The following is a 15297-nucleotide window of genomic DNA, read 5'->3' as shown; positions in this document are numbered from 1 at the left end:
GATGAGATATCTCTTTCTCGCCATCCTTGTGGTCCAGGCGCTTGAAATAGGGGTTCTGATCTGGTCGGGTAAGATGATAGGCGTTCCGTTAACGGTCCTTTTAATCATCCTGACCGGGGTCCTGGGCGCCTACCTTGCTAAAAAAGAAGGCTTGGCGACACTCCAAAAGCTTCAGGACAATCTGAGAAGGAGCATGATGCCCGGGGATGCCTTGCTTGACGGAGTCTGCATCCTTGTCGGTGGAACGCTCCTCCTGGCTCCCGGGTTCGTCACGGACGCAATCGGGTTTCTATTGCTCGCTCCGCCAACAAGAAAGTTTTTCAAGGCGCGCCTGTATAGATTCCTGAAGAGAAAATTGGATAAGGGATCCATCACGATTTTCAGATGATAAAAACGCCAGCTGACATGCTGGCGTTTTTATTTCGGCCTGCATTGCCCCATGCATCATAAAGGCCTCTCTTCCTTGCCCTTTATGTATTCCCACAAGTCGCGGAAAACGTTGGCTTTATGCAATGTCGTAATGATGACGAGGGTGACAGGCCCGGCTATCAATCCCAGGAAGCCAAGCAGCTTGAATCCGGCAAACAGGCTGACCAAGGTTGCAAGAGGGTCGAGGCCGATGCTTGATGAAAGGATCTTTGGCTCCATGAGCTGGCGCTGGACAAGTACAACAACATAAAGGATCCCAAGGCCAAGGGCCCTGGCCATGTCGCCGGCTACAGCTTCAAAAATGATCCAAGGGACAAATATGGCCCCTGTCCCCAGGTATGGGATGATGTCGACGATTCCTGTCACGAGTGCAATGGTGATGGCATAGTCGACTTTCAGGATCAGCAAGCCAATCAGAATGATGACCGTAGTAATTGAGATAAGCGTCAGCTGTGCACGGATAAAACCGAACAAGGCCCTTTTCAGATCGGCAAATACCGTTTTCCCGCTGGACTTTGCCTTTTTGGGCAAATATCTTCCAAAAGTGGACAGTTGGTGCCAATCGCGGCTGATAAAAAAAGTGGCAAGCAAAGAAAAAATGATGACGGTGGCCGCATTAGGGAACCAGCCAAGGATGGCTGGTATCTTCTCGAAAAATCCCTGAATGAAATTTCCTGCAGTTGTCCCAATTTGGGAACCAACACTCTGGATGTTTTGCAAAATGGTATCCTGCTGGCCGACGTCCAGGTTGTTAAACAGTCCTGAAAGCTGGTTGTAAAGCGGGATGACCTGGGCGGCAAACAGCTGCTCGAGGAAATCCACCAAAGTTTCGACATGATTGGGAACCACCAGGGCAAGGTACTCCGCGCCCGAGACGATTTCGGCCACCAGAAGGGTGATCAGTCCGGCAAACAGGCCGACAATGAGGAACAATGAAACGACCACGGCAAGGCTCCTCGGCATTTTTGCCTTTTGATCAAAAAAATCAACCATGGGATTCATGAAAAACGCGATCAGAATGGCAATGATAAATGGGTAGGTAATTTTGGATAAATAATAAATGGACAGGATGGCAGAAATAAAAACAAATATGACCAGAACACTTCTCAATACTCTGCTTACGTAAATTGGATTCATATCGTTCCCACTACCTTTACTGGATTGCTTGGCCAAGCCAATGCCTTTAATGTAATTCATATGGAGAAGTTACAGGAAACATTCGCCAGGGAGAGGGAAAACTCCTTCACTTTCGAAAAAGGAGATTACAATGCAGCAGGCAGGATGAAGGCGAATCTTTTGTGGATAGATTTTAAGTTATGTTAAAATAACATTGCTATGGAAGGGTGAAAAAAGTGGGGATTGAACCGTTTCTGTTTTTAGGGCTGTTGCTGGCAATCGCCCTGATTGTTAAAAACCAATCTTTGATTATTGCAGTTGCCGTTCTTTTTATACTAAAGCTTTTCGGAGTGGATTCCAGGGTGTTTTCGTTCCTGCAGGGAAAAGGAATAAACTGGGGAGTGACCATCATCACAATTGCCGTCCTGGCTCCCATCGCAAGCGGGGATGTCGGTTTCAAGGATTTGACAGCGGCTTTCCGTTCCCCATATGCATGGATTGCCCTTTTGTCAGGAATCTTTGTCGCACTGCTTGCAAAGGGAGGGGTCACCCTGCTCGCGGAAGACCCCCATATTACCACTGCTCTTGTCCTTGGGACGGTTCTGTCCGTTTCCTTATTCAAAGGCGTGGCTGTAGGTCCTTTAATTGGTGCGGGAATAGCTTATGCAGCGATGAAAATCATCGAAATGATGAATGGTTTTTTTGTAAAATAACAATTTTTTTGTCTTTTAAGTACTTTTCGTTCACAAATGTCAGAGAATTGTTTATAATAGGACTTGTAATTATACCAGCCCTTCCTTTTTTACAAGTCCCATACCCGTAATCCGGGTTTTTCCTTAATCAATAATGTAAGCATTTTCTTTTTTTGTGCGTTGGTCGAGCAACCGCTCGATGGAACGAGAAAGTCAGGAAGGACGGCAAAAGGACTGTATTTTTAAAAGAGTCAGAAATTTCATGTTTTTGGCAGATGCATTCCATTTTCAGCTATGAAAATAGAAAAGAATGGGGAAAATATTCAAAAGAGGGAGAGATTTGTATGACAGTTACACGCGGTCTTGAAGGAGTAGTGGCAACTACATCCTCGATCAGTTCCATCATCGATGACACACTTACATATGTAGGGTTCGACATCGATGATCTTGCTGATAACGCAAGTTTCGAAGAAGTAATCTACCTTTTATGGCATCGCACTTTGCCTACAGGCGCCCAGCTGGAAGAACTGAAACAGCAGCTTGCCAGCAATATGGCCTTGCCGGAAGAGGTGCTTGCGCACTTTAAAATGTACCCGATCGATACGGTCCATCCAATGGCAGCACTCAGGACAGCTGTCTCCCTGCTGGGGCTTTACGATGAGGAAGCAGACCTGATGGATGAGGAAGCAAACTACCGCAAAGCCATCCGCCTGCAGGCAAAAATGCCGGCAATCGTGACAGCATTTGCCCGTATCCGCAAAGGTCTTGAGCCGATTGCTCCAAGGGAAGACTTGAACTTCGCAGCCAACTTCCTTTTCATGCTGACAGGAAAAGACCCTGAGCCGGTCGCAGTTGAAGCGATGAATAAAGCGCTTGTTCTTCATGCGGACCATGAGCTGAATGCCTCCACATTCACTGCACGTGTGTGTGTAGCGACCTTATCCGATGTCTATTCCGGTGTGACGGCCGCGATCGGCGCCCTGAAAGGTCCTCTTCACGGCGGTGCGAACGAGGCTGTCATGAAGATGCTGAAAGAAATTGGCACCCTTGAAAATGTTGAACCATATATCCGTCAAAAACTGGATAATAAGGAAAAAATCATGGGCTTTGGACACAGGGTGTACCGCCAGGGGGACCCGCGCGCCAAGCATTTGCGCGAAATGTCCGCAAAGCTGACTGAACTGACCGGAGAGCCGCATTGGTACCAGATGTCGACAAGGATTGAAGAAATCGTTACCGGCGAGAAAAAGCTTCCGCCTAATGTGGACTTCTATTCTGCGTCTGTCTACCACAGCCTTGGCATCGACCATGACCTGTTCACGCCGATTTTTGCTGTGAGCCGTGTTTCCGGATGGCTTGCCCATATCCTTGAGCAATACGAGAATAATCGCCTGATCCGGCCGCGCGCGGAATACAATGGCCCTGGCAAACAGGATTATGTTGCCGTCGAACTTAGAGGCTGATAGATTCGCAACATTTTACTTTTTTCTAAAAAATTGTTCTAATAGAATAGTACGAAAACAGACTGGCACCATGTACAATCATGCTGCAGGTCTTTTTCAAAAGTGGAAGGCAGGCGCGTAGCGGCCGGCCTTCCGTTTTGGAACACTATGGAGGGAGATAGAGAGATGACACAAGGTGAAAAAATCACGGTAAAAGATGGAGTACTAAACGTACCAAACAATCCGGTTGTTCCATTTATCGAAGGTGATGGAACAGGTCCTGACATTTGGGCTTCCGCATCAAGAGTATTGGATGCAGCTGTTGAAAAGGCATATAAGGGTGAGCGCAAGCTTGTCTGGAAAGAAGTCCTTGCAGGGGAAAAAGCATTCAACCAAACTGGAGAATGGCTTCCTTCCGAGACTCTTGATGTAATCAATGAGTATCTGATTGCCATCAAGGGACCTCTTACAACTCCTATCGGCGGCGGAATCCGTTCCCTGAACGTGGCGCTGCGCCAGGAACTTGATCTGTTTGTCTGCCTGCGTCCTGTGCGCTGGTTCGAAGGTGTTCCTTCCCCGGTTAAGCGCCCTCAGGACACAGATATGGTTATCTTCCGTGAAAACACAGAGGATATCTATGCAGGGATCGAGTACCAAAAAGGTTCGGATGAAGTGAAGAAGCTGATCAGCTTCCTGCAGGATGAAATGGGTGTCAACAAAATCCGCTTCCCTGAAACTTCAGGTATCGGAATCAAGCCGGTTTCCGAAGAAGGAACAAGCCGTCTTGTGCGTGCAGCAATTGAATATGCGCTAAAAGAAGGCCGCAAGTCCGTTACACTGGTACATAAAGGCAATATCATGAAGTTCACTGAAGGTGCATTCAAGAACTGGGGCTATGAGCTTGCTGAAAAGGAATACGGAGATAAAGTATTCACTTGGGCACAGTATGACAGAATTAAAGATGAGCAGGGAACAGATGCAGCAAACAAAGCGCAGGCTGATGCCGAGGCTGCTGGCAAAATCATCGTGAAGGATGCGATTGCCGACATCTTCCTTCAGCAAATCCTTACTCGTCCAAAAGAGTTCGATGTTGTTGCGACCATGAACCTGAATGGCGACTATATTTCCGATGCGCTTGCTGCACAGGTTGGCGGAATCGGAATCGCTCCGGGAGCGAACATCAACTATGAGACAGGACATGCAATTTTTGAAGCTACGCATGGCACTGCGCCAAAATATGCAGGATTGGATAAGGTTAACCCATCATCTGTCATTCTTTCAGGCGTATTGATGCTTGAACACCTTGGCTGGACAGAAGCTGCTTCCATGATTGTGAAATCAATGGAGGAAACAATCGCTTCCAAAGTCGTCACTTATGACTTTGCCCGCCTGATGGATGGAGCAACCGAAGTAAAATGCTCCGAATTCGGTGACGAACTAATCAAGAACATGAAATAATTCATCAAGGGGGCTATTCAACGCATGGATAGCCCCCTGTGTATAAAACGTTGGAATCTTGCTGTGCTGTTACAGTTAATAGATTATTAAATGTTTTAGGAGGATGGGACTATGTCATTGAAACGTAAAAAGATTTCTGTCATCGGAGGCGGCTTCACTGGAGCGACAACGGCTTTTTTGTTGGCTCAGAAGGAATTGGGAGATGTCGTGCTGGTCGATATTCCGCAAATGGAGAATCCGACAAAGGGAAAGGCTCTTGATATGCTGGAAGCAAGCCCTGTACAAGGGTTTGACTCGAATATCACGGGCACTTCCAATTATGAAGATACAGCTGGTTCCGATGTGGTCGTGATCACTGCGGGAATTGCACGCAAGCCCGGGATGAGCCGTGATGACCTTGTCCAGACCAATCAAAAGGTCATGAAAAGTGTTACACAGGAAATCGTGAAGCATTCTCCTGAATGCCATATCGTAGTCCTGACCAACCCGGTGGATGCAATGACTTACACAGTCTACAAAGAGTCCGGATTTCCCAAGAACAGGGTAATCGGCCAATCCGGTGTACTTGACAGTGCGCGTTTCAGGACATTTGTTGCCCAGGAATTGAATCTTTCTGTTAAAGATATCACTGGTTTCGTCCTTGGCGGCCATGGGGACGATATGGTTCCTCTTGTCCGCTACTCCTATGCTGGCGGTATCCCGCTGGAAACATTGATTCCAAAGGAGCGGCTTGATGCAATCGTCGAACGTACCCGAAAAGGGGGAGGCGAAATCGTCAACCTGCTAGGCAATGGCAGTGCTTATTATGCACCAGCTGCTTCACTTGTCGAAATGGTTGAGGCGATCCTAAAGGATCAGCGCCGTGTCCTTCCTTCCATCGCTTACCTTGAAGGGGAATACGGATACGAAGGAATCTACCTTGGTGTGCCTACCATCCTTGGAGCAAACGGAATTGAAAAAGTCATTGAGCTGGAGCTCACTGATGAAGAAAAGGCCGCACTGGATAAATCGGCACAAGCAGTACGCAATGTCATGGACGTACTGGCTTAATGGCAATTTGGAAAAAATCGGGGATTTTCCCCGATTTTTTTGCAAATAATAGTATGTATAGATTCTTTAAGGGGGAAAGCTGCAATGCTGCTTGGAAAGAAGCGGAAGCTTGGGAGAACCATTCAGGAGTTTTCTGTTGGAGAGAAGCTTACATTAACTGAAAAAATTGAGGATAAGGACCTGCTCCTTTATCTTGGATTGACGAATGACTCGAACCCTCTGTATATCCAGCATGATTACGCATCCCAGACTCCGCATAAGAAACCGATAGTGCCAACGATCATGCTGACAGGAATTGTTACCTCGGCGGTCTCAAAGTATCTTCCGGGACCTGGGAGCTATATTTTACGGCAGGATATCGAGTTTTTAAAACCGGTCTACCATTATGGCACGGTCCAGTTTTTATTTGAAGTGACTGAAATCAGCCGGAGCAGCCACACGGTTCAGATTGCTGTATCGGCAACGAATGAAGAGGATGAGGATGTCCTGAGAGGGACGCTTCTGGTTTGCCCTCCTTATCCTATCCAAAGGGACGTGGGCCAGGCATTGGAGAATTTTTAACCTAATGTAAAGCCATTGTAAAGATTCGATTAAAGATACACTTTAGTGTATCTTTTTTTAGTGATTGTAAATTTTTCGTTTATAATGGTGGAAGTAACCTAGCATAAATATTTATTCAGTGGAGGCTAACAATGAAAAAGCTATTGGTAGTGGATGATGAGCAATCCATTTTGACGTTGCTCCAATACAACCTCGAGCAAGCGGGCTACCAAGTGTTGACCGCGATGGATGGAGAAGAGGGCAAGAATCTCGCTCTGACAGAAAATCCTGACCTGATCATCCTTGATTTGATGCTGCCGAAGCTGGACGGTCTGGATGTCTGCAAGCACCTTCGGCAGCAAAGGGTGCAAACTCCCATCCTGATGCTGACCGCCAAGGATGATGAGTTCGACAAAGTCCTTGGCCTTGAGCTTGGAGCAGATGACTATATGACTAAGCCATTCAGTCCAAGGGAAGTGGTTGCAAGGGTGAAGGCCATCCTGCGCAGGGTTCAGATACAGCCTGGACCCACGGCTGAAGAGGAAGAATCTTCAGGGCAAATACGCATTGGCGACCTTAGGATCATTCCTGACTCCTATGAAGCCTTCTTTATGGAGAAGCTGCTTGAAATCACCCCAAAGGAGTTCGAACTGCTTGTATATCTAGCCCAAAACAAGGGACGGGTACTGACCAGGGACCAGCTTCTCAGTGCTGTCTGGAATTATGACTTTGCCGGGGATTCGCGGATTGTCGATGTACATATCAGCCATTTAAGAGATAAAATCGAGCAAAATACGAAAAAACCTGTCTACATAAAAACGATTCGCGGACTTGGCTATAAGCTGGAGGAACCAAAAGGGGAATGAAAAACAGGACGCAGCTGCTTTTCGCACTGGTTACCTTGATTATTGCTGTCTTGCTGGGTTTGGGAATCCTGCTGGGCCAATTATTCAAAACGTATTATCTTAATAATTTTCACGAGCGGCTGAAGAAGGAAGCCCGTATCATTACGGAAGTCATTGAAGATGATGGCGGATTGGCTAACCTGAATGCCAGTAAAATGGATGAAATGAGCAAAATTCTTAATGCGCGTTTTACGGTAATGGAGGATGGCGGCAGGATTATCCTTGATACGGGCGAAAATGCTGTCGGGGCCAGCCCGGAGTGGCATAGGGGAACCATTGCCGAAGCCATATTCCAGAGAGAAGGAGAGGGAGGGGGAGCCTTCCAAAAAGGGGGGGTCCAATACTATTGGGAAGCAGTCCATTATGGCGGTGAGCTGGAAGGCCATATTTTCCTTTCAACCGAAGTAAGCGAAATTAAGCAGGCATACAGCCAAATATGGTGGATCCTTACGATCAGCCTGGGACTTGCGCTTGCGGTTATTCTTATGCTGGGGATAAAAATCGCTTCGAGGTACACCAAGCCGATCGAATCGGCAACCAATGTAGCAATTGAGCTGGCAAAAGGAAATTACCGGGCAAGGACGTATGAAGACCGAAATGGGGAAACGGGAATGCTGAGCGCTTCCATCAATATTCTAGCCCGAAATCTTCAGGAACTTCGGAAAACACAGGAAATGCAGCAGGACAGGCTGACAGCATTAATTGAAAACATGGGGAGCGGCCTGATCCTGATAGACAGCAGAGGATATATCAATCTCATCAATCGCCCATATAAAGAATTGTTTAAGGCAGACCCGAGAGAGCATCTTTACAGGCTGTACCATGAAGTCATTGAGCACCAGGAAATTAACGATCTGGTTGAAGAAATTTTCATGACCGAGCAAAAGACCCGCAGGCAGCTGGTCCTTCCCATTGGAATACACCGGCGTCACTTCGAAGTTTATGGAGTTCCAATTTTTGGGATGGATAATGTCTGGAAGGGAGTTCTCCTCGTTTTCCATGATATTACCGAATTAAAGAAGCTTGAGCAGATGCGGAAGGACTTTGTGGCAAATGTCTCGCATGAATTAAAAACGCCGATTACTTCAATCAAAGGGTTTTCGGAGACCCTTCTTGATGGGGCAATGAATGACAAAGACGCGCTTGAAGCCTTTTTATCAATTATCCTTAAGGAAAGTGACAGGCTTCAGTCCCTCATTCAGGACCTCCTTGAATTGTCCAAGATCGAACAGCATGGTTTCAGGCTGAATATCACCGATGTCAACCTCAACAGCCAGATAGCGGATGTAATGGCGATCCTGAAGGGGAAGGCGGAGGAAAGGCAGGTTGCCGTGGAAATGGATGCGGAAGGGGAAGTGGTGATTCCGGGCGATCCGGACAGGCTGAAACAGGTTTTTATCAACTTGCTTAACAATGCCCTGAATTATACCCCGAAGGAAGGGAGTGTCACAATCTCCTTGTCCGAAGATGAGCATCATGCAGTGGTCAAAATAGTCGATACTGGAATTGGAATTGAGCAATCGGAAATCCCACGGATATTTGAGCGGTTTTATCGTGTCGACAAGGCGCGGAGCCGGAATTCGGGTGGGACCGGTCTTGGTTTGGCGATTGTCAAACATATAATGGAGGCCCACAAAGGCATCATTGAAGTGGATAGCGAGGTCGGCAAAGGAACAACCTTTACCCTCAGGTTATTAAAAAAAGCGTAAAAGAGGAAGTCGCACTGATTCAGGTGCGGCTTTTTAATTTAGCCATCAACAAGCCTTAATAATTTTATCCAGAGGTGTAAAAAAATGAAACTTTTTTAGGAAGATAGTCGTAGAAACAGCTATAGATATATAGGGGAGGGGATTATGTGACTAGCTTAAGGAAAGTGTACGTTATAATTGGTGCCGTCATCCTCAGTGCCGTTCTTATCCTGGCGGCATTCACAACCTGGTACACGGTCGATGAATCCGAGCAGGCTGTCATATTGACGTTTGGCAAGGCGGAAGAAGGAATCATAGGGGCAGGACTTCATTTTAAGATGCCATGGCCAATCCAGTCAGTGAATATCCTGTCGAAAGAGACGTTCAGCCTTCAGTTTGGCTATGAACAAAAAGATGGCGAAATTAAAAGCTTTCCTAATGAAACAAAGATGATTACAGGGGACGAAAACATTGTTTTGGCCGATCTGGTCGTTCAATGGAAAATCACGGACCCGCAGAAATACCTGTTCAACTCGAGCGAGCCAAAGACGATTCTTTACGATGCCACATCCGCTTCTGTAAGGAGCATTATCGGGAATTCCAAGATTGACGACGCGCTCACATCCGGAAAAGCCGAAATCGAAGGAGAAGTTCGGGAACTATTGACGAGCCTCATCGATAAATATGATATTGGCATATCGATCCTTGCTGTCAAACTTCAGGATGTCGAGCTTCCCAATGACGATGTCAGAAAGGCATTTACCGATGTGACCGATGCAAGGGAAACGATGAATACAAAACGAAATGAAGCCAATAAATATCGCAACCAAAAAATCAATGAAGCGCAAGGGGAGAAAGATGCCCTTATTTCCAGGGCAGAAGGTGAAAAAGCGGCCAGGGTTGAACGGGCAAGAGGGGATGTTGCTGTCTTTAATGCTCTCTACGACGAGTACAGGACCAATCCCGAGATTACGAGACAGCGCTTGGTGATTGAAACGCTCGAGCAGGTTCTTCCCGGGTCGGAAATCTACATTATGAATGATGACGGAAATACGTTGAAGTACTTCCCAATCCGTCCTCTTGAATCCCAACAGCAGCCACCAGCAACAGAAGGGAGTGAAACCAGCGATGAGCGATGAGAATATCATTGACTTCAATGAACGCGGCAAGAACCATAACTGGCGAAGCTATACAAAAATAGGCCTTTTTCTGATTCTGCTCCTGGCTCTTTTGATCTTGCTTGCTACGAACCTATTTGTCGTCAAAGAAGGAGAATTCAGGGTGGTCCGCCAATTTGGCGAGGTTGTCCGGATTGAAAGTGAACCAGGACTGTCCTACAAAATCCCGTTTATCCAAAGTGTGACCAGCCTTCCGAAATATCAAATGACTTACAATGTATCCCAGGCTGAAATCAATACAAAGGATAAAAAACGGATTTTGATTGATAATTACTCGATCTGGAGAATTGAAGATCCGAAAAAGATGATTTCGAATGCCAGAACGCTTGAAGCGGCTGAGTCCCGCATGGAAGAATTCATTTATTCGGTCATCCGGACCGAATTGGGACAGCTGAATTATGATGAAATCATCAATGATGAAAAATCTTCACGKGGTTCGCTGAATGACCGTGTAACCCAGATGGTCAACGATCTCCTTGCCAACGACAACTATGGTATCACGGTTACCGATGTGCGCATGAAGCGCACGGATCTTCCCGAGGAAAATGAAAAGTCGGTATTTACACGAATGATCTCAGAAAGGCATTCGACAGCCCAGGAATACCTCTCCAGGGGGGATGCCGACAAAAACAGGATTGAGGCACAGACGGACAGGGAGGTAAACGAAATTCTCGCAAAGGCAAAAGCCGATGCGGAGCTCATTCGCGGAGACGGGGAAGGCCAGGCGGCAAAAGTCTATAATGACGCCTTCTCGAAGGATGCAGAATTCTACTCCCTTTTCAGGACGCTTGAATCGTATAAACAGACCATCAATGGCGATACCGTCATCGTCCTGCCATCCGACTCTCCATATGCCCGCCTGCTGATGGGGTATACGGAATAAAAGAATAAGGGTGCACATAAAAGGCCGTTATTTTTCTTTCTTTTCACTCTCATGGTAGAATGAAAAGAAGAAATTTAGCGGTTTTTTTTATAAGATAAAAAAGTATAAATTTTGGCACTTAGATAACTGTCTAGCTCCAGCGCCTAGGCCCTCGAGTCATAAGCCCCTCCAGAATTGAAGGCAAAGAGCGCCTTCTATTCTGGAGCGTCTTATGCTGGTCGGGGCTGATCAAGGCGCTTACGCTTTTCATAAGGAGGATCAACCATGTCTAAAAAGCTAGTATTGATTGACGGGAACAGCATTGCATACCGGGCATTCTTTGCGCTTCCGCTTTTGAATAATGATAAAGGTGTACATACGAATGCTGTTTATGGCTTTACGATGATGCTGATGAGAATTTTGGAGGATGAAAAGCCGACCCATTTGCTGGTCGCTTTTGATGCCGGAAAAACGACCTTCAGGCATGCCACATTCACGGAGTATAAAGGCGGGAGGCAGAAGACTCCGCCAGAGCTTTCCGAGCAGTTTCCTTTTATCCGCGAGCTCTTAAAAGCCTATGGAATTTCCCAGTATGAACTTGAAAATTATGAAGCCGATGATATTATTGGCACCCTTTCAACATCCGCGGAAAAAGAAGGCTTTGAAGTGAAGGTCATATCAGGGGATAAGGACTTGACACAGCTCAGCTCTGACAAGACGACCGTGAGCATCACCAAAAAGGGCATTACAGACATTGAGGATTACACGCCAGAACATATTAAGGAAAAATACGGCCTTTCTGCCCATCAAATTGTCGATATGAAAGGGCTGATGGGCGATGCTTCCGATAATATCCCTGGTGTGCCCGGAGTCGGGGAAAAGACGGCCATCAAGCTGCTGAAGGAGTTCGGTTCGCTAGAAAACCTGCTGGATTCGATTGAAAAGGTCAGCGGCAAAAAGCTTCAGGAGAAGCTTGAAGAATTTAAGGACCAGGCTGTCATGAGCAAGCAGCTGGCAACCATTACCCGTGAAGCCCCCGTTAAGCTTGAATTATCCGAGATGGAATACGAGGGTTATCAGCATGGCGAATTGATGAAGCTGTTTCGCGAACTAGGCTTCAATTCCCTTTTGGAAAAAATGGATTTCGCTGAATCCCAAGAGGATATTGAATTAAATGACATCGAATTCACGATTGCCGAAAGCATTACCGAGGAGTTATTTGCTGAAGAGAGTGCCTTTTATGTAGAGATCCTGGAGGATAACTACCATTATGCCAAAATCATTGGGTTTGCGCTTTCAAACGATAATGGAAATTACTTCCTCCCTGTTGAAAAGGCAGTCAAGTCGGAGGCCTTCAAAACATGGGCCGAGGACGGCAGCAGGAAAAAGTATGTTTTCGATGCAAAGCGTTCCGAAGTTTCCCTTCGTCATCATGGTATTCACCTGAAGGGCGTTGAATTCGATGTTTTCCTTGCCTCGTATATTCTCAATCCGTCCGAATCAGGAGATGACCTGGCTGGGGTTGCAAGGCTCCAAGGATACCATCAGCTTCAATCCGATGAAGCCTTTTACGGAAAAGGAGCCAAGCGGCGTGTACCGGAGGAAGAAGCACTGGCCGGCCATCTAGCCCGAAAGGCAGCAGCCATTTTCGATTTGAAGGAAAAAATGGAAGAAGAGCTGAGGAAGAACGAGCAGTATGAACTTTTCAGCGAACTGGAAATGCCGCTTTCCCTTGTACTTGCGGATATGGAGTACCTGGGAGTCAAGCTTGATATGGACAGGCTTAGCCAAATGGGACTTGAAATCGGCGGCCAGCTGGAACAGATTGAAAAGGAAATTTACCGCCATGCCGGAGAGGCTTTTAATATCAATTCACCCAAACAGCTCGGTGCCATCCTGTTTGAGAAGCTTGGGCTGCCGCCGCTGAAAAAGACAAAGACAGGCTATTCAACAAGTGCCGATGTTCTTGAGCAGCTCGCGCCAAAGCATGAAATCATCGAACAAATCCTGCATTACCGCCAGCTGGGCAAACTGCAATCCACTTATATTGAGGGATTGCAAAAAGTGGTCAACCCTGCGACGCATAAAGTCCACACCCGTTTTAACCAGGCGCTGACCCAGACTGGAAGGCTGAGTTCGACCGATCCGAATCTGCAGAACATCCCAATCCGGCTTGAAGAGGGAAGGAAAATCCGGCAGGCATTTGTTCCTTCGGAAGAAGGCTGGGTGATCTTCGCTGCGGATTATTCCCAGATTGAATTAAGGGTGCTTGCCCATATCGCCGAAGATGAAAAATTGATTGAGGCGTTCCGGGAGGATATGGATATCCATACAAAAACAGCGATGGAAGTCTTCCATGTGAACGCTGATGAAGTCACGTCCAATATGCGCCGCCATGCCAAGGCTGTCAACTTTGGGATTGTATACGGAATCAGTGATTACGGCCTGTCGCAAAGCCTGGGAATCACGAGGAAGGAAGCTGGCAAATTTATTGATTCCTACCTGAAGAGTTATCCTGGCGTAAAGGATTATATGGAGGAAATCGTCCGCGATGCAAAGAAAAAAGGCTATGTATCCACCATCCTCCATCGCCGGCGCTACCTTCCTGAAATCACCAGCAGGAATTTCAATATCAGGAGCTTTGCCGAACGGACGGCGATGAACACGCCGATCCAGGGAAGCGCAGCCGACATTATCAAGAAAGCGATGATTGAGATGGCGGACAGGCTAAAAGCAGAAAAATTGGAGACAAGGCTCCTTCTCCAGGTGCACGATGAACTGATTTTTGAGGCACCAGAGGATGAAATTGAGAAATTGAAGCAAATCGTTCCTGATGTGATGGAGAATGCCGTAGAGTTGAACGTTCCCTTGAAAGTGGATTACTCTTATGGCCCAACATGGTTTGATGCAAAGTAACGGAGGAGAGGAACATTGCCTGAATTACCAGAAGTAGAAACTGTCAGAAGAACATTGGAAGCCTTGGTCATCGGCAAGGAAATCAAGGCGGTCTCCGTGTTCTGGCCGAGAATGGTCAAAAAGCCGGAGGTGACGGAACAATTTACCGATGCCCTTTGCGGCCAGCAGATCAGGGAAATTGGCCGGAGAGGCAAATTCCTGATTTTTTATACCGATGGGTTTGCACTCGTTTCCCACTTGCGGATGGAAGGGAAGTATGGAGTGTATCCAAGCGACCTTCCGGTTGAGAAGCACACACATGCGATCTTTCACTTTACCGATGGAAGCGAACTGCGCTATAAGGATGTACGCAAATTTGGAACCTTCCATCTTTACAAAAAAGGGACAGAGTTTGAAGAGCCGCCGCTCGCAGGCCTCGGACCTGAACCTTTTTCCGAACAATTCACGCTGGAAAGCCTGACTGAAAAACTGGGAAAAACGAACCGTAAGATCAAACCGGCCTTGCTGGACCAGAAAGTGCTTGTCGGGCTTGGGAACATTTATGTCGATGAGGCTCTTTTCCGCTCGGGAATCCATCCGGAAAGGATTGCTTCTTCATTGTCAGATACAGAAATCGCCTTGCTCCACAGGGAAATTGTCAACACCCTAACGGAAGCGGTGGAAAAAGGCGGGAGCACGATTCGTTCCTATATCAACTCCCAGGGACAAATCGGTATGTTCCAGCTTGAGTTGTATGTTTATGGCCGCAAAAACGAACCATGTAAAAAATGTGGAAGCATAGTGGAAAAAACGGTCGTTGGCGGGAGAGGCACCCATTTTTGCCCAGCCTGCCAGAAATGATATGTATGAAGAGATAGGAGGGGAGACTCGGTTTCGGGTCTCTCTTTTTGTTGTTTTCATAGGCATTTGGAACCGATTATAAAATATGGAGTAGGACTATTTGTTTAAAATTGTAAAACTAGTGTAAATTTATAGATTTTTGATAGATGTAAGGCATTTTTTATCCTAAAATGGGGTTGCA

At 46.8% G+C, this 15297-nt stretch carries 13 protein-coding genes; 12 read left to right on the top strand and 1 reads right to left on the bottom strand.

Translation table 11 applies throughout. The features are described from left to right. Position 1: 1 nt before the first annotated feature. Positions 2–388, top strand: a complete 387-nt coding sequence (locus ADU22_RS23435; RefSeq protein ID WP_053364323.1) for an FxsA family protein — start codon at positions 2–4, stop codon at positions 386–388. Between the two features lie 56 nt (positions 389–444). Here ADU22_RS23435 and ytvI read toward each other — a convergent pair whose 3' ends face one another. Then, positions 445–1566 (bottom strand): sporulation integral membrane protein YtvI, encoded by a 1122-nt coding sequence (gene ytvI / locus ADU22_RS23430; protein ID WP_053364322.1) that lies wholly within the window; start codon positions 1564–1566, stop codon positions 445–447. A gap of 215 nt (positions 1567–1781) precedes the next feature. On the opposite strand from ytvI, the gene ADU22_RS23425 reads away from it, so the two are divergent. The 11 genes from ADU22_RS23425 to mutM all read left to right on the top strand — a co-directional run bounded on the left by ADU22_RS23425 (position 1782) and on the right by mutM (position 15116). Further along, complete coding sequence (locus ADU22_RS23425) at positions 1782–2258, top strand: DUF441 domain-containing protein (RefSeq protein ID WP_053364321.1); 477 nt, start codon at positions 1782–1784, stop codon at positions 2256–2258. A gap of 323 nt (positions 2259–2581) precedes the next feature. Continuing rightward, complete coding sequence (gene citZ / locus ADU22_RS23420) at positions 2582–3700, top strand: citrate synthase (protein ID WP_053364320.1); 1119 nt, start codon at positions 2582–2584, stop codon at positions 3698–3700. A gap of 165 nt (positions 3701–3865) precedes the next feature. After that, the gene (icd, locus tag ADU22_RS23415) at positions 3866–5137 is read left to right on the top strand and encodes an NADP-dependent isocitrate dehydrogenase (protein ID WP_053364319.1); all 1272 of its coding nucleotides are present in this window, start codon (positions 3866–3868) and stop codon (positions 5135–5137) included. Between the two features lie 111 nt (positions 5138–5248). Continuing rightward, a complete protein-coding gene (mdh, locus tag ADU22_RS23410; protein WP_053364318.1) occupies positions 5249–6187 on the top strand; it encodes a malate dehydrogenase in 939 nt (312 codons plus the stop codon). Between the two features lie 84 nt (positions 6188–6271). Continuing rightward, positions 6272–6748, top strand: a complete 477-nt coding sequence (locus ADU22_RS23405; protein ID WP_053364317.1) for a MaoC family dehydratase — start codon at positions 6272–6274, stop codon at positions 6746–6748. A gap of 131 nt (positions 6749–6879) precedes the next feature. Further along, positions 6880–7593, top strand: a complete 714-nt coding sequence (locus ADU22_RS23400; RefSeq protein ID WP_053364316.1) for a response regulator transcription factor — start codon at positions 6880–6882, stop codon at positions 7591–7593. Beyond that, complete coding sequence (gene pnpS, locus ADU22_RS23395; protein ID WP_053364315.1) at positions 7590–9341, top strand: two-component system histidine kinase PnpS; 1752 nt, start codon at positions 7590–7592, stop codon at positions 9339–9341. Before ADU22_RS23400 ends, pnpS begins: the two co-directional genes overlap by 4 nt. 146 nt (positions 9342–9487) lie before the next feature. Further along, positions 9488–10459 carry an FtsH protease activity modulator HflK gene (hflK, locus tag ADU22_RS23390; protein ID WP_053364314.1) on the top strand — a complete coding sequence of 324 codons (972 nt, stop codon included), beginning with the start codon at positions 9488–9490 and terminating at the stop codon, positions 10457–10459. Further along, entirely contained in the window at positions 10449–11381 is a 933-nt protein-coding gene (hflC, locus tag ADU22_RS23385) for a protease modulator HflC (RefSeq protein WP_053364313.1), read from the top strand. Before hflK ends, hflC begins: the two co-directional genes overlap by 11 nt. A gap of 264 nt (positions 11382–11645) precedes the next feature. Further along, positions 11646–14276, top strand: a complete 2631-nt coding sequence (polA, locus tag ADU22_RS23380) for a DNA polymerase I (RefSeq protein WP_053364312.1) — start codon at positions 11646–11648, stop codon at positions 14274–14276. Between the two features lie 15 nt (positions 14277–14291). After that, positions 14292–15116, top strand: coding sequence for a DNA-formamidopyrimidine glycosylase (gene mutM / locus ADU22_RS23375; protein WP_053364311.1), 825 nt, complete (start codon positions 14292–14294; stop codon positions 15114–15116). Positions 15117–15297 lie beyond the last annotated feature (181 nt).

The sequence above is a fragment of the Bacillus sp. FJAT-27251 genome (assembly GCF_001273925.1).
Lineage (GTDB): Bacteria > Bacillota > Bacilli > Bacillales > Cytobacillaceae > Mesobacillus_B.
This window is presented reverse-complemented; position numbering and strand designations above follow the sequence as displayed.

What these genes read in the sequence shown, in the direction of transcription:
- polA (WP_053364312.1), top strand. Translation starts at nt 11,646, where the DNA reads ATGTCTAAAAAGCTAGTATTGATTGACGGGAACAGCATTGCATACCGG.
- icd (WP_053364319.1), top strand. Translation starts at nt 3,866, where the DNA reads ATGACACAAGGTGAAAAAATCACGGTAAAAGATGGAGTACTAAACGTA.
- citZ (WP_053364320.1), top strand. Translation starts at nt 2,582, where the DNA reads ATGACAGTTACACGCGGTCTTGAAGGAGTAGTGGCAACTACATCCTCG.
- ADU22_RS23435 (WP_053364323.1), top strand. Translation starts at nt 2, where the DNA reads ATGAGATATCTCTTTCTCGCCATCCTTGTGGTCCAGGCGCTTGAAATA.
- mdh (WP_053364318.1), top strand. Translation starts at nt 5,249, where the DNA reads ATGTCATTGAAACGTAAAAAGATTTCTGTCATCGGAGGCGGCTTCACT.
- ADU22_RS23400 (WP_053364316.1), top strand. Translation starts at nt 6,880, where the DNA reads ATGAAAAAGCTATTGGTAGTGGATGATGAGCAATCCATTTTGACGTTG.
- ytvI (WP_053364322.1), bottom strand. Translation starts at nt 1,566, where the DNA reads ATGAATCCAATTTACGTAAGCAGAGTATTGAGAAGTGTTCTGGTCATA.
- pnpS (WP_053364315.1), top strand. Translation starts at nt 7,590, where the DNA reads ATGAAAAACAGGACGCAGCTGCTTTTCGCACTGGTTACCTTGATTATT.
- ADU22_RS23405 (WP_053364317.1), top strand. Translation starts at nt 6,272, where the DNA reads ATGCTGCTTGGAAAGAAGCGGAAGCTTGGGAGAACCATTCAGGAGTTT.